This is a genomic window from Pantoea sp. EABMAA-21 (assembly GCF_030053335.1).
In the GTDB taxonomy this organism is placed as follows: Bacteria; Pseudomonadota; Gammaproteobacteria; order Enterobacterales; family Enterobacteriaceae; genus Pantoea; species Pantoea communis.
The window spans coordinates 90,161-111,114 of the sequence record NZ_JASGBX010000009.1 but is presented as its reverse complement, the minus strand read 5'-3'; the positions used below and the strand labels follow the sequence as shown (position 1 = coordinate 111,114).

The following is a 20,954-nucleotide window of genomic DNA, read 5'->3' as shown; positions in this document are numbered from 1 at the left end:
TCAGTCAGCCAGTTCCAGAATACGCGCCACCAGCTGCGGGAAAGTGTATCCCGCCTGCTTTGCGGCCATCGGCACCAGACTGTGGCTGGTCATGCCCGGTGAGGTATTCACTTCCAGCAACTGGAATTTCCCCTCGCCATCTGTCATTACATCGACGCGTCCCCAGCCGCTGCAACCCAGTGCACGCCAGGCTGCCCATACCATCGTCTTCAATTCTGCTTCCTGATCTGCACACAAACCACTTGGACAGAAGTATTCAGTATCGTCAGAAATGTATTTAGCTTCATAGTCATAGAACTCGCTGGCGGTTTTAATTCTGATTGAAGGCAGAATTTCATCACCCAGGATGCCAACGGTATATTCCGCACCACTCAGGAATGCCTCAACTAGCACGTCATTATCGTGGCGAAACGCTTCATCCAGCGCTGCAGGCAAGGCTTCTAACGTGTTCACACGGCTGATGCCGACACTAGAACCTTCACAGCTTGGCTTCACAAACAGCGGCAGCCCGAGCGCATCAATGGCAGCCTGCGTTTGTGCGTCTAAACCCTGCTCCTGCTGCTGACGCGTTAACCAGACGAATTTGCCTGAAGGCAGTCCCCTGCCCTGCCACAGCAATTTGCTGCGCAGTTTATCCATGGTGATCGCCGAAGCCATCACGCCGCTGCCGGTATAGGGCAACTGGAGGAACTCCAGCACCGCCTGCAGCGTGCCATCTTCACCGCCGCGACCGTGCAGAGCGATAAAGGTTTTATCAAAGCCCTGCGCTTTGAGGTCCAGCACTGACACATCACGGGTATCCACGCCGTGTGCATCAATGCCCATCTCACGCAGACCAGCTAACACCGCACTGCCCGACATCAGCGACACTTCACGCTCTGCCGAGGTTCCGCCCATCAGGACGGCAACTTTCTCAGCCATGACGGGCCTCCGTTTTTGCTGCTGGCTGCAATTCACTTTCAGCCAACTTGCGGGCGATTTTGCCGATATTGCCGGCGCCCTGAACGATCACCAAATCATCGCCTGACAGCAGTGGCGCCAGCGCTTCCGGCAACGCATCGTGCTCAGAGACCAGAATCGGGTCAACCTTGCCACGATTGCGAATCGCGCGGCACAGTGAACGGCTATCTGCGCCTGGAATCGGCGCTTCACCGGCCGGATAAACATCCAGCATCAGCAATACATCGACCTGTGACAGCACGTTAGCGAAGTCATCGAACAGATCACGAGTTCGCGTGTAACGATGCGGCTGGAATACCATCACCAGTTTTTTCTCTGGCCAGCCGGCACGCGCGGCTTTAATGGTGACATCCACTTCCGTTGGGTGATGACCGTAATCATCCACCAGCATTGCGGTGCCTGGATTGCCATTGACCGCTGCGGTATCAAATTCGCCCAGCACATCAAAGCGGCGCCCGGTGCCCTGGAAGCTCTCCAGTGCCGCCAGAATCGCGTTATCTTCAATGCCTTCTTCTGTCGCCACTGCAACCGCAGCAGCAGCATTTAAGGCATTGTGACGGCCCGGCGCATTCAGGGTCACTTTCAGCACCGGTTTGTCCTGACGAATCAGGGTAAAGTGCCCCTGCGCGCCGCGTTGTTCATAGTTTTCGATGCGCACATCGGCGTCATCACTGAAACCGTAAGTGGTGACCTGACGGCCTACGCGTGGGATCAAATCGCGGATCACCACATCATCTACGCACATCACCGCACGTCCGTAGAACGGCAGGTTATGCAGGAAGTTGATGAACGTCTGCTTCAGGTTCTCGAAATCGCCCTGATAGGTGTCCATATGATCCGCTTCGATGTTGGTGACAATCGCCACCATCGGCTGCAGATGCAGGAACGACGCGTCACTCTCATCGGCTTCCGCAATCAGGTAACGGCTGGTGCCCAAACGCGCATGTGTGCCCGCTGCTTTCACCAGGCCGCCATTGACGAAAGTTGGGTCTAAGCCACCTTCGGCATAAATACTGGTAACCATCGCTGTGGTGGTGGTTTTGCCGTGCGTACCGGCAACCGCGATGCCATGACGGAAGCGCATCAGCTCAGCCAGCATCTCTGCACGGCGAATCACCGGGATACGCTGCTCGCGTGCCGCGACCAGCTCCGGATTGTCCTGAGCCACCGCAGTCGACACCACCACCACGCTCGCATCCGTCACGTTTTCCGGGCGATGGTTGAAATAAATGGTCGCACCCAATGAGGCCAGATGCTGGGTCACCGGGTTAGGCGCCAGATCCGACCCGCTGATGTGATAACCTTCGTTCGCCAACACCTCGGCAATACCGCCCATGCCAGCACCACCGATGCCGACAAAGTGAATGTGCCGGACGCGACGCATCTCGGGCACAATGGAACGCAGTTTTGCCAATTGTTGTGTATTCATCTGTCTCAATTACCTGTTGATCTCATTTGTACCTGCATTCAGGTACAGCCGGTCAAACCGACCTATTAATTACTTCGCGACGCGTGCCACTTCCTGCGCAACCCGATCGGTTGCATCAGGAATCGCTACCTGACGGGCTTTCTCAGCCATCGCCAGCAGCGTGGCGCGATCCCAATGGCGCAACGTGTCCGCTACTGCAGTCGCGGTAAATTGCGGCTGCTCGAAAATTTTGGCTGCGCCCGCTTGCTCCAGCGGCAACGCATTCCAGTACTGCTGACGGTCTTTGTGCTGAAACGGCACGAAGATCGCCGGTAAACCTGCGGCGGCCACTTCGCTCACCGTCAATGCGCCCGAACGACACACCACTACATCCGCCCAGGCATAGGCTTCCGCCATATCATCGATAAACTCGGTGACCTTGTGCTGCGGCTGTCCGGCATCGCGATACGCCTGTTGCACCGTCTCCAGCGCGCCTTTGCCGCTTTGATGCCAAATCGTGATGGCATCACCCAGTTCTGCGGCCACCTGCGGCACCGTCTGATTCAGGATACGTGCGCCCTGGCTTCCGCCGACCACCAGCACACGAATCGCACCAGTGCGCCCATTCAGTCGTTCAGCGGGCAGTGGCAGGGCCAACACATCAGTTCGCACGGGATTGCCGACCACATCCGCTTTCGGAAAAGCGCCCGGAAACGCCTGCATCACTTTGGTGGCAATTTTCGCCAGCCATTTGTTGGTCAGCCCGGCAATGCCGTTCTGCTCATGCAGCACCACAGGAATACCGCAACTCCACGCGGCTAATCCACCTGGACCGGAAACGTATCCGCCCATGCCGAGCACTACGTCCGGCTGCCAGCGCTTCATGATGCGACGCGCCTGGCGCCATGCATTGAAGATGCGTACCGGTGCCAGTAACTGCGCTTTAACGCCTTTGCCGCGCAAACCGCTAATGCGGATAAATTCAATTTCGATGCCATGTTTCGGCACCAAATCCGCTTCCATTCGGTCAGCGGTTCCGAGCCAGCGCACCTGCCAGCCCTGTTCGATCAGATGGTGTGCCACGGCCAGACCCGGGAACACATGTCCGCCGGTTCCGCCGGCCATCACCATCAGCCGCTTGCTACTCATCGAGCACCTCGGGTAAACGCCTGCGCTTTTGCCAGACGCGTTTCATAATCAATGCGCAATAAAAACACGATGGCGGTCGACATGATGATCAGGCTTGAGCCACCGTAACTGATCAGCGGCAGTGTCAGGCCTTTGGTCGGCAGCATACCTGCGGCCGCACCGACGTTAACCAGCGCCTGGAAGCTAAACCACACGCCAATTGAGCAAGCGAGGAAGCCAGAAAAGCGCTGATCGATCTCCAGAGCACGGCGACCAATCGACATCGCGCGAAAAGCGACGAAGAATACCATTAACAGCGCCAAAACCACACCGACATAACCCAACTCTTCACCAATGATGGAGAAGATAAAGTCGGTGTGTGCCTCCGGCAGATACTCGAGTTTTTGCACCGAGTTGCCGAGGCCCTGGCCCCAGAATTCACCACGACCGAAGGCCATCAGCGACTGGGTCAGCTGGTAGCCGCTGCCAAACGGATCTTCCCATGGGTTCCAGAAAGAGGTCACACGGCGCATACGATAGGGTTCAGCGATAATCAGCAGCACCACGGCAAAAATACCGGAGCCGATGATCGCCAGGAACTGCCACATTTTGGCACCCGCGAGGAACAGCATCGCTAGCGTCGTCACAAACAGCACAACTACAGTTCCGAGATCCGGTTGCGCCAGCAGTAACACGGCCAACACCACCATCACGCCCATCGGCTTACAAAAGCCCCAGAAGTTGTTGCGCACCTCTTCCACTTTGCGCACCAGATAGCTGGCGAGATAGCAAAACAGGGAAAGCTTGGACAATTCGGCCGGCTGAATACGCAGTGGGCCGAGGGCAATCCAGCGCGATGCACCGTTAACCGAACTACCCACCACCAGGACGATCAGCAGCATTGCCACAGACGCCATCAGCATCACGTTGCTGTAGCGCTGCCAGAAATCCATTGGGACGCGCAATGTCACCAGCGCCATGCCTACCGCCAGGGCAATATAGAAAGCGTCGCGTTTAGCGAAGTAGAACGGGTCTTCGTTAAGACGCTGGCCGACCGGCATCGACGCTGAAGTCACCATCACAAAGCCGATAATCGCCAAACCAAAGGTCAGCCACAGCAGCGTGCGATCATACAGCACCACTGGCGCATCATCATTTTCACGGCCGCCCATCACCCAATCGCGTAAACGCACGGAGAGGAAGCTGGCAATACCGACACCTGGAATGCGCATCAGCTCAACTCCTTCGCCAGCTGCGCGAAAATATCACCGCGCTGTTCAAAATTACGGAACTGATCGAGGCTGGCGCAGGCCGGTGACAGCAGCACCATATCGCCCGCCTTCGCCTGAGGTGCAATCTGCTCCATGGCCTGCTGCATCGTCTCTGTGCGCGTGGCGATCTCCGGGCGCAACGCCGCGAGCGCATCGCCGTCACGACCAAAGCAGTAGATGCGAACATTGTCGCCCTGCAAAAAGCGCGTCAGTGCACTGAAGTCAGCGGATTTGCCATCACCGCCCATCAACAGCCACAAGGTGCCTTTCACCTGCAAACCATTGAGTGCCGCTTCAGTACTGCCGACATTGGTGGCTTTGGAGTCATTAATCCAGCGCACGCCATTGGCTTCATGCACCAGCTGGAAACGGTGCGCCAGGCCAGTGAAAGTCGTTAACGCTTTCAGACTGGAAGCGCGCGGGATATTCACCGCATCTGCCAGTGCCAGGGCCGCCAGGGCATTGGTGTAGTTATGCTGCCCCACCAACGTCATTTCGTCTGTGTTTAATACCCTTTCACCCTGCGCCCGCAGCCAGGTGTTGCCCTGCTGCTGGGTCAGGTGATAATCACCGAGATTAATGCCAAAACTGACACAACGTGCATCAACACCGCGAACGGGCATGGTCATACCATCATCGGCATTGACCACACAGACGCGGGCGTTTTCATAAATGCGCAATTTCGCCGCACGATACTGCTGCATGCCCAACGGATAGCGATCCATATGATCTTCCGTTACGTTGAGAATGGTGGCAGCCGCTGCTTGCAGACTGTAGGTGGTTTCTAACTGGAAGCTGGAAAGTTCCAGCACATACAACTGTGCCGGAGATTTCAGCAGGGTTAGCGCCGGTAAACCTATGTTGCCACCCACGCCAACCTGCCAACCTGCTGCACGGGCCATTTCACCCACCAGCGTGGTGACGGTGCTTTTACCGTTCGAGCCGGTGATCGCGACAATCGGAGCCTGAGCTTCACGGCAAAACAGTTCGATATCACCGACGATTTCGATACCGGCATCCGCGGCTTCACTTAATGCAGGATGTGCCAGCGCGATACCTGGGCTGGCAATAATTAAATCCGATGCCAGCAGCCAGTCGCTGTTGATACCGCCCACATAGCGTTCAACCGCCTCAGGCAACTTGTCGAGGCCAGGCGGAGACACACGGGTATCCATCACGCGAGGCGTCACGCCCTGCGCGAGGAAGAAATCAACACAGGACAGGCCAGTAATGCCTAATCCGATGATGACGACTTTTCTGCCCCGATAGTCAGCCATGATTAACGTACCTTCAGCGTTGCCAGGCCAATCAGCACCAGCATCAGTGAAATAATCCAGAAGCGCACGATGACACGCGGCTCCGGCCAGCCTTTCAATTCATAGTGGTGGTGAATCGGTGCCATGCGGAAAATGCGTTGGCCGCGCAGCTTGAACGAGCCCACCTGCAGGATCACCGACAGTGTTTCAACCACAAACACGCCGCCCATGATCACCAGCAAAAACTCCTGACGCAGCAGCACGGCGATGGTGCCTAACGCGCCGCCCAGTGCCAGTGAACCCACATCGCCCATGAAGACCTGAGCCGGGTAGGTGTTGAACCACAGGAAGCCGAGACCGGCACCGACAATCGCGGTACAGACAATCACCAGCTCACCCGCGTGGCGCAGATACGGGATGTGCAGATATTCCGCAAACTTCACGTTACCGGTCGCCCAGGCGACCAAAGCGAAGCCTGCCGCCACAAAAACGGTGGGCATAATCGCCAGGCCATCCAGACCATCGGTCAGGTTGACCGCATTACCGGTGCCGACAATCACAAAGTAAGCCAGCAGCACATAGAACAATCCCAGCTGCGGCATGATGTCTTTAAAGAACGGCACCACCAACTGAGTGGCCGGTGTGCCTTTGCCCGCAGCGTAAAGCGCAAAAGCCACGCCAAGGGAAATCACCGACATCCAGAAGTATTTCCAGCGGGCAATCAGGCCTTTGGTGTCTTTGCGTACCACTTTGCGATAGTCATCGACGAAACCGATAATGCCGAAACCAATCAGCACCGCCAGCACGCACCACACATAAGGATTGGATGGATACGCCCACATCAACACCGAGACGGTGATGGAGGTGAGGATCATGATGCCGCCCATGGTTGGCGTACCGCGCTTACTGAAGTGCGATTCCGGACCGTCGTTACGCACCACCTGGCCAATTTGCAGTTTCTGCAGCCAGGCGATCAGGCGCGGGCCCATCCAGAGTGATAGGAACAGAGCGGTCAGCAGGCTGACAATGGCGCGAAACGTCAAATACGAGAAGACGTTAAAGCCGGAATAAAGTGCGACCAAATGTTCGGCCAGCCAGACTAGCATGTTCCTTTCTCCTGTAAGCTCTCGACGACCTGCTCCATGGCGGCGCTACGTGAGCCTTTAACCAAAATAGTGATGTCCTGATGTTGGGACAGCAATGCGCGTAAACGTACAGTCAGCTCGGCTTTTGTAGCGAAATGCTCGCCTTTACCGCTGCTTTCACCGATCAACCGACCCAAAGTGCCGGTACTCAGAACACAATCAATACCTGCTGCCCTGGCGGCTTCACCCACCTGCTGATGGCAAGCTTCCGCTTCATCGCCCAGTTCGGCCATATCACCGACGACCATCACTCGGAACCCTGGCATATCGCCCAGTACCTGTGCGGCCGCCGTCATCGAACCGACGTTGGCGTTATAGCTGTCATCCAGCAGCAGTTGATTGTCTGCCAGACGAATCGGGAACAGACGCCCCGGTACGGGCTGCAGTGTTTTCAAACCGGTTTGGATCGCGCTTAGCGGGGCATCAACGGACAGTGCCAGCGCAGCAGCAGCAAGCGCGTTCGCGATGTTGTGGCGACCAGGCAGCGGAAGCGCAACAGCAATGTCTCCGCGCGGCGTATGCAAGGTAAACAGCGTGGCGTCGGCGCGTAGCACGATCTCGCTGGCACGGAATTCTGCATCTGCCATCGGCTGTGGCGAGAAGCGCCACAGAGTCTTATCGCCAAACTGCGACTGCCAGTTAGCGAGGTCGTTGCTGTCAGCATTGACGATGGCGGTGCCGTGTACTGGCAATCCACCAAAAATTTCGCCTTTGGCTTTCGCTACACCGGCCAGTGAACCAAAGCCTTCCAGATGCGCTGCAGCGAGATTATTCACCAGCGCCGTTTCAGGACGCACTAAATCGGTGGTGTAAGCAATCTCGCCCTGATGATTGGCACCCAGCTCAATCACCGCGAACTCGTGTTCTGGGGTCAGACGCAGCAACGTCATCGGCACGCCGAAGTCGTTGTTCAGGTTGCCAGCGGTATAGAGGGTTTCACCACACTGACGCAAAATGGCAGCGGTCATCTCTTTGACGGAGGTTTTACCGGATGAACCGGTCAGGGCTACCACGCGCGCCTTCGATTGCTGACGCACCCAGGCGCCGAGCTGACCAAAGGCAATGCGGGTATCTGCCACCACCACTTGCGGCACATCTAAAGGCAAGTGCTTACTCACCAGCAGCGCTTTGGCACCCTGGGCAATAGCATCCTGAGCAAAGTCATGCGCATCAAAACGCTCACCGACCAGTGCGACAAACAGGCTGCCATCAGCCACTTTACGCGTGTCGCTGGTCACATCATTCAGCGTCAAATCAGCGCCGTGCAGTTGACCACCACTGATTTCAGCCAGTGTTTTCAAAGAAACCGGGATCATGCTATCACCCCCAGTAAACGGGCGACGGTGTCGCGATCGGAGTAATCCAAACGACGGTTACCAATGATTTGATAATCTTCATGGCCTTTACCAGCCACCAGCACGATGTCATCGACATTGGCCTGCATCACGGCGTTAGTGACCGCTTGCGCACGTCCCGCGACCACGCGGGCGCGACCGGGATCAAGCAAGCCAGTCAGAATGTCATTCACAATCGCGGCAGGTTCTTCGCTGCGCGGATTGTCATCGGTGATGACCACGATGTCAGAGAACTGTTCGGCAATCGCGCCCATCAGCGGACGTTTGCCTTTGTCACGGTCGCCGCCGCAGCCAAACACGCACCAAAGTTTGCCTTTGCAGTGCAGGCGGGCAGCTTCCAACGCTTTTTCCAGCGCATCGGGGGTGTGAGCATAATCCACCACCACTGCGGGTTTTTCTGGCGCCGTGAACACTTCCATGCGACCGCATACCGGTTGCAGCTGAGCAGCGCTTGATACCAGCGCCTCCAGCGGATAATCGAGCGTCAGCAAGGTGGCCAGTGCCAGCAGCAGATTGCTGACATTGAATGCGCCCATCAGACGGCTATCAAATTCCCCGTCGCCCCAGCTGGAGCTGAACTGGATATGCGCACCGCCATCGTGATAATTCACCGCTGTGGCTTTCAACCAGCGTCCACGACAGCCAGGCTGCAAGTTGTCAGCCAGGGTGACGGCAACGGCATCCGGCAGTTTCTCCAGCCAGCGGCGTCCGACCTCGTCATCAGCGTTGATAATGGCTTCGCCAACCTGATGCTCAGAGAACAGCAGCCATTTGGCGGCTTCATAACCCTGCATATCACCGTGATAATCCAGATGATCGCGGCTTAGATTCGTGAACACAGCAGCCGCGAAGGGCAATGCCGCCACGCGATGCTGCACCAGGCCGTGAGAAGAGACTTCCATCGCGGCCAGCGTGGCACCCTGCTCCACCAGATCATTCAACACATGTTGAACATCTACCGCGGAACCGGTGGTGTTTTCGGTAGCCACCAGTTGGCCATATAAGCCATTACCCACCGTGCCCATCACGGCACCGGTTTCACCCAGCAGATTGGCCCACTGCGCCATCAGCTGCGTGGTGGTGGTTTTTCCGTTGGTGCCGGTGACACCGATTAATTTAAGTTTTTCAGCAGGCTGCTGATAAAAGCGCCCGGCCAGTGCAGAGAGACGCTGCTGCAACTGCGCCAGGTAGATAACCGGGACGCCGTGCATCTCGCGGATATCTCCATCGCTGGCTTCACCCTCGGCTTCGGCAATCACTGCCGCCACGCCTTGAGCAATAGCCTGCGGAATAAAACGACGTCCATCAGCATGATGGCCCGCCACGGCGATAAACAGATCGCCAGCAGCCGCTGAGCGGCTGTCTAGTGTCATGTCACGGAGTGGACGCGCCGGCGCACCCGGCACCCACGGGGCCAGTAAATCGCGCAGGTTACGATCGGTCACTTGATTCCTCACTTCTGTTCTTCACCAACTCGTCTTTATCAATTGTCGGCAGCGCATCTGGTTCAATGTTCATGGTGCGTAATACACCGCCCATGATGGCGCCAAACACCGGTGCAGAAACCGCACCACCATAATATTTACCGGCCTGGGGATCGTTGATCACCACCACCAGCGCAAAACGAGGGCGACTGGCAGGTGCAACACCTGCCGTGTAAGCAATGTATTTATTGACGTAGCGTCCATCCGGTCCCACTTTTTTCGCAGTACCGGTTTTAATCGCGATGCGATAACCCTTGATGGCGGCTTTAACCCCACCGCCACCAGGCAGCGCAACGCTTTCCATCATGTGCATCACCGTTTTCACCAGGTCTTCCTGGAAAACGCGTTCACCCGCCACTGGCGGGTCAACTTTGGTGATCGACAGCGGGCGGTTGATGCCGTAGCTGCCAATGGTTGCGTAGACTCGCGCTAACTGTAACGGTGTTACCATTAGCCCGTAGCCGAAAGAGAAGGTGGCCCTCTCTATGTCAGACCACCGTTGTTTTTGAGGGTATAAGCCACTACTTTCCCCGACCAGCCCCAAATTGGTCGGTTTACCCAGTCCAAAGCGCGCGTAAGTATCTACGAGTGCTGAGGAGGGCATCGCTAACGCCAAACGTGAAACCCCGACGTTACTCGACTTCTGTAAAACCCCGGTAAGGGTCAATTCGTTGTAGCGTGCCACGTCCTTGATCTCATGACCATTGACGCGGTACGGCACGGTATTCAGTACGCTGTTCTCTTTCACCACGCCACGCTGCAGCGCGGTCATCACCACCATCGGTTTGACGGTGGAGCCTGGCTCGAAGATGTCGGTAATGGCACGGTTGCGCATCACATCTTTCGGCGTGTTGGAGAGATTGTTTGGGTTGTAAGCCGGGCTGTTGGCCATTGCCAACACTTCACCGGTGTTCACATCCACCAAAACGGCAGTGCCCGACTCCGCTTTGTTGAAAGCCACGGCATTGTTCAGCTCGCGGTACACCAGCGCCTGCAAGCGTTCGTCGATGCTGAGCGTCAGGTTGTGCGCCGCGCGGCTGTCTACAGAGGAGATATCTTCAATCACGCGACCGTAGCGGTCTTTACGCACCGTACGCTCGCCTGGCGCGCCGGTCAGCCACTTGTCGAAGCTCTTTTCGATGCCCTCAATGCCCTGACCATCAATGTTGGTAAAGCCGATCAGATGTGCAGTGACCTGACCGGCTGGATAGTAACGACGCGACTCTTCACGCAGGTAAATGCCGGGCAGCTTGAGTTTTTTGACGTATTCGCCGATCGCTGGATTCACCTGACGCGCCAGATAGATAAAGCGCCCTTTGGGATTGGCATTCACGCGCGCGGCGAGTTGATCGAGTGGGATGGACAACGCATCTGAAAGGGCTTTCCAGCGGCTGTCGAGTGACACACCGCCATGTTCCATCAGCTCTTTAGGATCGGCCCAGATGGCATTCACCGGTACACTGACGGCCAATGGACGGCCAGCACGATCGCTGATCATGCCACGTGCAGTGGGAACAGATTGAACACGCAGCGAACGCAAATCCCCTTCTTTCACCAGTTTATCCGGGCTAATGACCTGTAACCACGCCACGCGTGACAGCAATCCGCCCAAAGCCAGTAAAATACAGCCGCACAGCAACGCAAAACGCCAGCTTATAAAGCTGGCCTTATCTTCCTGTTTTTTTAACTTCAGCGTTTTGCCTGCGCCGCTCATTGAGGTCTGCGATTCCTTATTTATCTCTGCACCACGATATTTTCCTGTGAAGGATCAACATGCTGCATCTGCAGCTTATCGGTTGCTATTCGCTCAACCCGGCTATGATCGCCGAGCGCATTCTCTTCCAAAATCAGGTTACGCCACTCGATATCGAGCGCATCACGTTCTAACACCAACTGTTCGCGCTGCGCCGTTAACAGGCGCGTTTTGTGCGTGGTGGTCACCACCAACACCGAGGACACAAGTACTGCAATCAGCAGCAACACCGGGATCTTGCCGAATCGCAGCAGGTCACCGCCGATGACGCCGGGCAGGCTGTGTCGCTCGTTGCCAATCATGTCGCGGTCCTCTCAGCAATACGCAGTACCGAACTGCGTGCGCGCGGGTTCTCGTTGACTTCCGCTTCACCCGGAATCAGCTTGCCTAAGGTTTTCAATTCACGTCCACCTAGCGCTTTAAGCTGGCTTTCGGTCATTGGGATACCCGCTGGAACTTGCGGGCCTCGGCTCTGATCGCGCATAAAACGCTTCACCAAACGGTCTTCCAGCGAATGGAAGCTGATAACCGATAACCGCCCGCCAGGTGCCAGCACCGACATTGCCCCTTTCAGTGCAGTATCGATCTCTTCCAGTTCGCTGTTGATCCAAATACGAATCGCCTGGAAGGTGCGCGTGGCCGGATGTTTAAACTTGTCCTTCACCGGCATCGCAGCAGCGATCACGGTGGCTAACTCTTTGGTGCGCGTCATTGGCTGTTCACGATTACGCTCGACGATGGCGCGTGCGATACGTTTGCCAAATTTCTCTTCACCGTAGGTCTTGATGACGAAGGCGATATCGGCTTCCTCGGCGTTCATCAGCCACTCTGCTGCAGACTGGCCCCGTGTCGGGTCCATACGCATATCCAGTGGCCCATCACGCATAAACGAGAAACCGCGCTCTGCGTCATCCAACTGCGGTGATGACACGCCAAGATCGAGCAATACGCCATCGATCTTGCCTGTCAGACCACGCGCTTCGACATACTCTGCCAGCGCCGAAAAGGGTCCGTGCACGATCGAAAAACGTGGATCCTGAATTTCAGCTGCAGCGGCTATGGCTTGCGGATCGCGATCGATCGCCAGTAACTGCCCCTTCTCGCCCAGTTGCGAAAGGATCAGACGTGAGTGACCGCCGCGCCCAAAAGTGCCGTCAATGTAAATGCCGTCTTCCCTGATATTGAGGCCGTTAACCGCCTCATCCAGCAGCACTGTGGTGTGTTTAAAATTATCCTGCATAGCTATAGCGACAAGTCCTGCAACCGCTCAGATAAAGGCTCCTGAGCCGACTGTTCTGCGTCAATATCGTCCTTAACTTGTTGATACCAGGTCTGTTCATCCCACAGCTCAAACTTATTGAACTGTCCAACCAGCATCACTTCTTTGGTCAGGCTCGCATGTTGCCGTAGCGTATTCGCCAGCAACAAACGACCTGCATTATCCATCTGGCATTCGCTGGCATGTCCTAACAGCAGTCGCTGCACGCGACGTTCGTTCGGATTCATGCTGGATAAGCGCGCCAGTTTTTTCTCGATGATTTCCCATTCGGGCAGGGTATAAAGCAACAGACATGGCTGGTGGAGGTCAATGGTGCACACCATTTGCCCCTGAGACTCCGCGACAAGCAATTCACGATAGCGTGTTGGTACCGCCAATCGGCCTTTGCCGTCGAGATTGACTAACGTTGCTCCTCGGAACATGTCAGTCCTACCCCCCAATCACCCGTTTTCACCACTTTATCCCACTTTTTACCACGAAACGAGTTTACGGAGCCTATGAAATCCTTGTCAAGCCGCAACGACAAGTGAATATCACTCTTTACAAGGGTGAGAATTATTTAGTGGAGGGGAATTTAGGGGAATGAATGGCAAAATAAAAAATTAACCTGATGAATAATGGAATAAAAATTTTCACGATTTGAAAAATGGCGAAAAATAAAGCGTTTTAATCGCAAAAGATAATTATCCCGGGATATGCGACAGCGGCTGCATTTTAGGGGATTTCTGAAAGGAAGCCCAGCACCATCGCGCCAGCTCTGCTACGCGTCACTGCTGAAGATGTAAACAAATAAGAAAATTCAGTGCAGTTAATTCGTTAGGGAAAGTGGTGACTATTTACGCTTTTTTACCCCAGTCCTATGGCAGAAAAATATCTGGATGATTAATAAGTGCGGGCAGCGATCTGTCCGCGATTTCATTTAGTGCGGCGACTTAACTGACCACGGCGGAATAAATTGCGGCGAATACGGGTTAATCCCGGCTTCGGTTTGCGCGGTTCATCCAGCGAGGCCAAAACTAATTCCAGCACGCGCTCGGCGACATCGCGATGTCGCTGCCCCACCGCCAGTACCGGGCACTCTAAAAAGTCCAGTAATTCGTGGTCGCCAAAGGTGGCGATAGCCAGGTCAGTGGGCAGGCGGCCATCCCGCTTTAGGGTAATGTCCATCACGCCCTGAAGCAGACCGAATGAGGTGGTAAACAACGCATCCGGCATCGGATGATCTTCGAGATATTTCTCGAATAGTGTGGCAGCCGCAGTGCGATCAAAGCTGTTGCAGTAGAGGTAATCCACCGTGCGTTCATCGTCTTTCCACGCATCGCGAAAGCCCATTTCACGCAGGAAACTGACTGAAAGCTCAGGCAAGGCCCCAAGGAACAGCACATTTTTCACCGGAAGCTGACGCAATTCAGCCGCCAGCGCATGCGCATCGTCCTGATCGGCACCGACCACACTGGTGAAGTGTTCACGATCCAGCGCACGGTCCAGCGCGATAATCGGCAGCGGATCGTTGATCCAGCGCTGATAAAACGGGTGTTCTGGCGGCAACGAGGTCGAAACGATGATCGCATCCACCTGGCGCTGCAGCAGATGTTCAATACAGCGCATCTCATTGTCAGGCTGATCTTCCGAGCAGGCAATCAGCAGCTGATAGCCACGTTGGCGTGCCTGGCGCTCCAGATAATTGGCAATGCGCGTGTAACTGGTGTTCTCAAGATCCGGGATCACCAGACCAATTGAACGCGTACGTCCGGCGCGCAGGCCTGCCGCAACAGCATTGGGGTGATAATTATGTTCACGCACCACCGCCATCACTTTTTCGACGGTTTTGTCGCTGACACGATACTGCCGCGCTTTGCCATTGATAACGTAGCTGGCCGTGGTGCGCGACACGCCCGCCAGGCGCGCAATTTCATCCAGTTTCACGATGACACCTTAATTCTGATAAGCCAGGGCTGGGCAAATGTCCGCAGAGTAGCTATGGGTAAAACATTTGTAACATCTAACCGCAGAACACTACGCTGAGCAACCGCTTTTATCGGGCAGCACTCACAAGCGCATTAAATAAAAAAAACCCGGCATTACGCCGGGTTAGCTTGGAAGCAGGATGATAACTCTGCGGAATTAACGCATCACACGATCGCCACGTGACACGCCCACAATCCCTGATCGCGCCACTTCAACGATCTCAGCAACATCGCGTACCGTGTTGAGGAAGGCGTCGAGTTTATCGCTGGTGCCTGCCAGCTGAACCGTGTACAGCGTTGGCGTCACATCGATAATCTGGCCACGGAAAATTTCCGCGCTGCGCTTCACTTCTTCACGGCCATACCCGCTTGCCTGAATCTTCACCAGCATGATTTCACGTTCAACGTAAGCACCCTGCCCCAGCTCGCTGACACGTAACACGTCCACCAGCTTGTGCAGTTGCTTCTCAATCTGCTCCAGTACTTTTTCATCGCCGACCGTCTGAATGGTCATGCGTGACAGCGTTGGATCATCGGTCGGCGCAACGGTCAGACTTTCGATGTTGTAGCCGCGCTGTGAGAACAAGCCCACCACGCGAGACAATGCGCCGGATTCATTTTCCAGCAGTACCGATAACACACGACGCATAATTAAGTCCTCTCCGTTTTGCTCAGCCACATCTCATCCATCGAACCGCCGCGAATCTGCATCGGGTAAACGTGCTCGCTGCCGTCGATATTCACATCAACAAACACCAGACGCCCTTTCGCCAGGGTATCCAATGCCAGCTGCAGCTTCTCTTCCAGCTCAGCGGGGTGCGCGATGGAAATACCCACGTGTCCGTAGGCTTCGGCTAAACGCACAAAGTCAGGCAGAGATTGCATGTAGGATTGCGAGTGGCGGCCGGAATAAATCATATCCTGCCACTGTTTCACCATACCGAGGAAACCGTTGTTGAGGTTCAGCACCAGCACCGGTAAATCGTACTGCAGTGCCGTCGACAGTTCCTGGATGTTCATCTGAATACTGCCATCACCGGTCACGCAGATGACGGTTTCATCCGGCAGCGCCATTTTCACCCCCAGCGCAGCCGGTAAGCCGAAGCCCATGGTGCCAAGGCCACCGGAGTTGATCCAGCGACGCGGCTTATCAAACTGATAATAGAGCGCGGCGAACATCTGATGCTGGCCGACATCAGAGGTAACGTACGCATCCCCCTTAGTCAGACGCCAGATGGTTTCGATCACCGCCTGCGGTTTGATCTTGTCGCTGGTGCGATCAAATTCAAGGCACTTACGGCTACGCCAGCCATCAATGGTCTGCCACCAGTCGCGCAGGCTATCCAGCTCTTGCTTCGCATCGCTTTGCGCCAGCAGTTCCAGCATCTGCGACAACGTCTGCTTCGCATCACCGACAATCGGGATATCGGCGCTGACGGTCTTGGAAATCGAGGTCGGATCGACGTCGATATGCATGATGGTGGCGTTCGGGCAATATTTCGCCAGGTTGTTGGTAGTACGGTCATCGAAGCGCACACCAATGCCGAAAATCAAATCGGCATTGTGCATGGTCATATTGGCTTCGTAAGTACCGTGCATACCCAGCATGCCTACACTCTGGCGATGCGTGCCAGGGAACACGCCGAGGCCCATCAGTGACATGGTGACCGGAATATTCAGCTGTTCAGCTAACTGCAGCAGCTCCGCCTCACAGCCGGACATAATCGCACCGCCACCGGCATAAATCACCGGCTTATGCGCGGCCAGTAGCGTTTGCAGTGCACGCTTAATCTGTCCTTTATGCCCCTGAATCGTCGGGTTATAAGAGCGCATGCTGACCGACTCAGGATAGACGTACGGCAGTTTGTTCGCTGGGTTAAGAATGTCTTTTGGCAGGTCGATCACCACCGGGCCTGGGCGGCCGCTTGCTGCCAGCCAGAAGGCTTTTTTCAGCACGGTTGGGATCTCTTCGGCGTTTTTCACCAGGAAGCTGTGTTTGACCACCGGACGGGAAATCCCGACCATGTCGCACTCCTGGAACGCATCGTAGCCGATCAGTGAAGACGGCACCTGACCCGACAGAATCACCATCGGAATCGAATCCATATAGGCCGTCGCAATACCGGTAATGGCATTGGTGGCGCCTGGACCTGAGGTGACCAGCACCACGCCGACTTCGCCGGTCGCGCGTGCCAGACCATCTGCCATATGCACAGCGCCTTGCTCGTGACGCACTAATACGTGGTCAATACCACCGACCGTTTGCAGCGCATCGTAAATGTCGAGCACTGCTCCGCCCGGATAGCCGAATACCTGCTTAACGCCCTGATCGATTAACGAACGGACGACCATTTCGGCTCCTGACAACATCTCCATTTTCTGCCTCCAGGCTTGAGGAACCGGATCCCGTGACGCGCATTGCCCCTGCGCCACTGGCACCCAGCCCCGTATTCGCCAGTTAAGATCAAAACCTTATGTTTATGCTCAGATGACAGAATTCATTTCTGCCTTCCAGGTACAGGGAATCTACTTGAGTTGATTCTTTTAAGAGTAGGTCGATTACCATAACCGCAGAAAACCCGGCCTGCAAACGACAGGAGGCTGCGACAGGCTTATTTCGGCACAAAAGGCACTGACACGTGATAATCGCTCGCGAGGATTAAACTAATGCCATCCCACAACCACAGATGAAAATGCTGGTTTCATGATTATTTGCAGCGTGTTCTAAGAAATATGATTTTCATATTGCCTGGCCGGTTAGCCCACAATTTTTCCTGAATATTACTTTCTGGCGTGATTAACTTCAAAATCCGCTTCTTGCATGACATTGTGCTAAGCTACCCGCCAAATCTTGTTTTTAAAATTGTGCCAAAACTCAGATTAAATACATTAAATTCAACAACTTAAAATTAATTCGTTTTTATAAAAAATTTTTTAGGCTGTTTAAGCCATTATGCATGCAGCTAATTAATGCCAAAGCTCTGTATAGCGGGATATTCGCAGCAGATCGCCCTTAAAGGACAAAAGAAATACCCTTTCACTTAGGGTTGACTTCCCACAGTAATCCCAGTATCAATATGTGCAGCACAAAATTTACGAGGTTTGATTCATGTTCCATTCTTTCCGCCTACTCGGTCTACTACTAAACGCATTCAGTTTGCGCGGTAGACTTGTGGGTGGAATCAATCACTGATTCGAACCTGAAGAAGTTTAAAGAACCCGCGCCGATGCGCGGGTTTTTTTATGCTCGTTACACCGGCGAAGTTGAGTTAAAGCAAAAGGAAGATGACCATGAGCCAGCAAGTTATTATTTTCGATACCACTCTGCGCGACGGCGAGCAGGCATTACAGGCCAGCCTGAGTGTTAAAGAAAAACTGCAGATCGCCCTGGCGCTGGAGCGTATGGGCGTGGATGTAATGGAAGTCGGTTTCCCTATCTCTTCGCCAGGCGATTTCGAATCGGTGCAGACCATCGCGCGCTCGGTGAAAAACAGCCGCGTTGCTGCCCTGGCCCGCTGCGTGGATAAGGATATTGATGCCGCCTACGAGGCTTTGCGTGTGGCTGAAGCATTCCGCATTCATACTTTCCTCGCCACTTCGCCAATGCATATCGCCACCAAATTGCGCAGTACCTTGCCAGATGTGATTGACCGCGCAGTAGCCTCGATTAAACGTGCGCGCAACTACACCGATGACGTTGAGTTCTCTTGCGAAGACGGTGGCCGTACGCCGATCGACGATCTGTGCCGCGTAGTGGAAGCCGCGATCAACGCCGGCGCGACCACCATCAACATCCCGGATACGGTTGGTTACACCTTGCCGCACGAGTACGCTAACATCTTCAGCCAGTTGCGCGAACGCGTACCGAACATCGATAAAGCTATCTTGTCTGTTCACACCCATGATGATTTGGGCATGGCAACCGGCAATGCCGTAGCAGCAGTGTTAGCAGGTGCGCGTCAGGTTGAAGGCACCATCAATGGCCTGGGCGAACGTGCCGGTAACTGTGCGCTGGAAGAAGTGATTATGGCGATTAAAACCCGCCAGCAGATCATGAACCTGCACACCAATATCCATCATCAGGAAATCTACCGCACCAGCCAGTTGATCAGCCAAATCTGCAACATGCCGATTCCAGCCAACAAAGCGATTGTGGGTACGGGTGCGTTTGCTCACTCCTCTGGTATTCACCAGGATGGCGTGTTGAAGAACCGCGAAAACTACGAAATCCTGACGCCAGAATCGATCGGCTTACACAAAATTCAGTTGAACCTGACTTCACGTTCAGGCCGTGCTGCGGTGAAACATCGCATGGAAGAGATGGGTTACAAAGATTCCGACTACAACGTCGATGCTCTGTACGATGCCTTCCTGAAGCTGGCCGACAAGAAAGGCCAGGTATTTGATTACGATTTGGAAGCGCTGGCGTTCATCAACAAACAGAATGAAGAGCCAGAATATTTCCAGCTGAACGAATTTAATGTACAGACCGGTTCCAGCGTCACTGCCACCGCGTCGGTGCAGTTGGGCTGTGGCGAAGAGACCAAAGCCGATGCCGCGACCGGTAACGGCCCGGTGGATGCCGTATATCAGGCCATCAACCGCATCACCGGCTTTGAAGCAGAATTGGTGAACTACAAGTTGACCGCGAAAGGCCACGGCGAGAACGCGCTGGGCCAGGTTGATATCGTGGTGAACTACAACGGTCGTAAATTCCATGGCGTTGGCCTGGCGACCGATATCGTCGAATCTTCTGCTAAAGCGATGGTGAACGCCCTGAACAACATCTGGCGCGCCAAACAGGTAGAAAAAGAATTGCAGCGTAAATTTAAAGATCAGAAGGAAACGGTGTAACTATGACTCAGTCTTATCATATTGCGGTAATGCCAGGCGACGGAATCGGCCCGGAAGTGATGGCGCAGGCTATCAAGGTTCTCGACGCCATTCGCGGGCGCTTCGACATGCGTATCACCACCAGCGAATATGATGTTGGCGGTATCGCCATCGATCGTCACGGTGAACCGCTGCCGCCTGCCACCGTTGCCGGTGCAGAGCAAGCGAATGCGATTCTGTTCGGCTCTGTCGGTGGTCCAAAATGGGAACACCTGCCGCCAGCGGGCCAGCCTGAGCGTGGTGCACTGTTGCCACTGCGTAAGCACTTCAAGTTGTTCAGCAACCTGCGCCCCGCTTCCTTATATAAAGGCCTGGAAGCGTTTTGCCCACTGCGCAGCGACATCGCCGCACGCGGTTTCGACATCCTGTGCGTGCGTGAATTAACCGGCGGCATCTACTTTGGTCAGCCGAAAGGGCGCGAAGGTAGCGGTCCACATGAGCGTGCATTTGATACCGAGGTGTATCACCGTTTCGAGATCGAGCGTATTGCACGCAACGCCTTTGAAGCCGCACGCAAGCGTCGTAACAAAGTGACGTCAGTGGATAAAGCCAACGTGCTGCAGACCTCAGTGATGTGGCGTGAAATCGTTAATGAAGTGGCAAAAGATTACCCGGATGTGCAGTTGAGCCACATGTACATCGATAATGCCACCATGCAGTTGATTAAAGATCCATCACAGTTTGACGTGCTGCTCTGTTCTAACCTGTTCGGTGACATCCTGTCAGACGAATGCGCGATGATCACCGGTTCCATGGGCATGCTGCCTTCTGCCAGCATGAATGAAGAAGGTTTCGGTCTGTATGAGCCTGCGGGCGGTTCTGCGCCCGATATCGCCGGTCAGAACATTGCCAACCCAATTGCTCAGATTCTCTCGTTGTCTCTGCTGTTGCGCTTCAGCCTGAATGCCGCTGAAGCTGCAGACAGTATCGAGCGTGCGGTCAGCCGTGCGCTGGAAGCGGGCCATCGTACCCGCGATTTAGCCGGTAACGGCCCAGCTGTGAGCACAGATGAAATGGGCAGCATCATTGCCGGTTTCATCGCTGAGGAAAAATAA

Annotated in this window: 18 protein-coding genes; 3 read left to right on the top strand and 15 right to left on the bottom strand. The window is 54.9% G+C overall.

The genetic code is table 11. The features are described 5' to 3' along the window. The 15 genes from QMZ65_RS14660 to ilvI all read right to left on the bottom strand — a co-directional run bounded on the left by QMZ65_RS14660 (position 1) and on the right by ilvI (position 17,382). Positions 1 to 921 carry a D-alanine--D-alanine ligase gene (locus QMZ65_RS14660; protein ID WP_283216229.1) on the bottom strand — a complete coding sequence of 307 codons (921 nt, stop codon included), beginning with the start codon at positions 919 to 921 and terminating at the stop codon, positions 1 to 3. Beyond that, the gene (gene murC / locus QMZ65_RS14655) at positions 914 to 2,389 is read right to left on the bottom strand and encodes a UDP-N-acetylmuramate--L-alanine ligase (RefSeq protein WP_097118339.1); all 1,476 of its coding nucleotides are present in this window, start codon (positions 2,387 to 2,389) and stop codon (positions 914 to 916) included. Before murC ends, QMZ65_RS14660 begins: the two co-directional genes overlap by 8 nt. A gap of 69 nt (positions 2,390 to 2,458) precedes the next feature. After that, positions 2,459 to 3,517: an undecaprenyldiphospho-muramoylpentapeptide beta-N-acetylglucosaminyltransferase gene (gene murG, locus QMZ65_RS14650; RefSeq protein ID WP_160833547.1), complete on the bottom strand. Its 1,059-nt coding sequence runs from the start codon at positions 3,515 to 3,517 to the stop codon at positions 2,459 to 2,461. Next, the gene (ftsW, locus tag QMZ65_RS14645; protein WP_283216228.1) at positions 3,514 to 4,728 is read right to left on the bottom strand and encodes a cell division protein FtsW; all 1,215 of its coding nucleotides are present in this window, start codon (positions 4,726 to 4,728) and stop codon (positions 3,514 to 3,516) included. The genes murG and ftsW overlap by 4 nt, the downstream gene beginning before the upstream one ends. Continuing rightward, a complete protein-coding gene (murD, locus tag QMZ65_RS14640) occupies positions 4,728 to 6,044 on the bottom strand; it encodes a UDP-N-acetylmuramoyl-L-alanine--D-glutamate ligase (protein WP_283216227.1) in 1,317 nt (438 codons plus the stop codon). Before murD ends, ftsW begins: the two co-directional genes overlap by 1 nt. Positions 6,045 to 6,046: 2 nt before the next feature. Further along, positions 6,047 to 7,129, bottom strand: a complete 1,083-nt coding sequence (mraY, locus tag QMZ65_RS14635; protein WP_034829683.1) for a phospho-N-acetylmuramoyl-pentapeptide-transferase — start codon at positions 7,127 to 7,129, stop codon at positions 6,047 to 6,049. Then, the gene (murF, locus tag QMZ65_RS14630; protein ID WP_097118337.1) at positions 7,123 to 8,484 is read right to left on the bottom strand and encodes a UDP-N-acetylmuramoyl-tripeptide--D-alanyl-D-alanine ligase; all 1,362 of its coding nucleotides are present in this window, start codon (positions 8,482 to 8,484) and stop codon (positions 7,123 to 7,125) included. Before murF ends, mraY begins: the two co-directional genes overlap by 7 nt. Next, on the bottom strand, positions 8,481 to 9,968 hold the full coding sequence (murE, locus tag QMZ65_RS14625) for a UDP-N-acetylmuramoyl-L-alanyl-D-glutamate--2,6-diaminopimelate ligase (RefSeq protein ID WP_283216226.1): 1,488 nt from the start codon (positions 9,966 to 9,968) through the stop codon (positions 8,481 to 8,483). Before murE ends, murF begins: the two co-directional genes overlap by 4 nt. Continuing rightward, complete coding sequence (gene ftsI / locus QMZ65_RS14620) at positions 9,955 to 11,721, bottom strand: peptidoglycan DD-transpeptidase PBP3 (RefSeq protein WP_058960906.1); 1,767 nt, start codon at positions 11,719 to 11,721, stop codon at positions 9,955 to 9,957. Before ftsI ends, murE begins: the two co-directional genes overlap by 14 nt. Positions 11,722 to 11,741: 20 nt before the next feature. Further along, entirely contained in the window at positions 11,742 to 12,062 is a 321-nt protein-coding gene (ftsL, locus tag QMZ65_RS14615; protein ID WP_034825986.1) for a cell division protein FtsL, read from the bottom strand. Then, the gene (rsmH, locus tag QMZ65_RS14610; RefSeq protein ID WP_034825988.1) at positions 12,059 to 13,000 is read right to left on the bottom strand and encodes a 16S rRNA (cytosine(1402)-N(4))-methyltransferase RsmH; all 942 of its coding nucleotides are present in this window, start codon (positions 12,998 to 13,000) and stop codon (positions 12,059 to 12,061) included. Before rsmH ends, ftsL begins: the two co-directional genes overlap by 4 nt. Positions 13,001 to 13,002: 2 nt before the next feature. Next, the gene (mraZ, locus tag QMZ65_RS14605; RefSeq protein WP_038649082.1) at positions 13,003 to 13,461 is read right to left on the bottom strand and encodes a division/cell wall cluster transcriptional repressor MraZ; all 459 of its coding nucleotides are present in this window, start codon (positions 13,459 to 13,461) and stop codon (positions 13,003 to 13,005) included. Between the two features lie 493 nt (positions 13,462 to 13,954). Further along, complete coding sequence (cra, locus tag QMZ65_RS14600) at positions 13,955 to 14,965, bottom strand: catabolite repressor/activator (RefSeq protein WP_097118335.1); 1,011 nt, start codon at positions 14,963 to 14,965, stop codon at positions 13,955 to 13,957. A gap of 198 nt (positions 14,966 to 15,163) precedes the next feature. Continuing rightward, a complete protein-coding gene (ilvN, locus tag QMZ65_RS14595; RefSeq protein ID WP_034825997.1) occupies positions 15,164 to 15,655 on the bottom strand; it encodes an acetolactate synthase small subunit in 492 nt (163 codons plus the stop codon). A gap of 2 nt (positions 15,656 to 15,657) precedes the next feature. After that, entirely contained in the window at positions 15,658 to 17,382 is a 1,725-nt protein-coding gene (gene ilvI, locus QMZ65_RS14590) for an acetolactate synthase 3 large subunit (protein ID WP_034825999.1), read from the bottom strand. A gap of 733 nt (positions 17,383 to 18,115) precedes the next feature. Here ilvI and leuL point away from each other — a divergent pair. The 3 genes from leuL (at position 18,116) to leuB (ending at position 20,954) form a co-directional block, all read left to right on the top strand. Further along, complete coding sequence (gene leuL / locus QMZ65_RS25360) at positions 18,116 to 18,199, top strand: leu operon leader peptide (RefSeq protein ID WP_101749442.1); 84 nt, start codon at positions 18,116 to 18,118, stop codon at positions 18,197 to 18,199. Between the two features lie 98 nt (positions 18,200 to 18,297). Further along, the gene (gene leuA, locus QMZ65_RS14585; protein WP_034826001.1) at positions 18,298 to 19,860 is read left to right on the top strand and encodes a 2-isopropylmalate synthase; all 1,563 of its coding nucleotides are present in this window, start codon (positions 18,298 to 18,300) and stop codon (positions 19,858 to 19,860) included. A gap of 2 nt (positions 19,861 to 19,862) precedes the next feature. Beyond that, positions 19,863 to 20,954: a 3-isopropylmalate dehydrogenase gene (gene leuB / locus QMZ65_RS14580; protein ID WP_097118333.1), complete on the top strand. Its 1,092-nt coding sequence runs from the start codon at positions 19,863 to 19,865 to the stop codon at positions 20,952 to 20,954.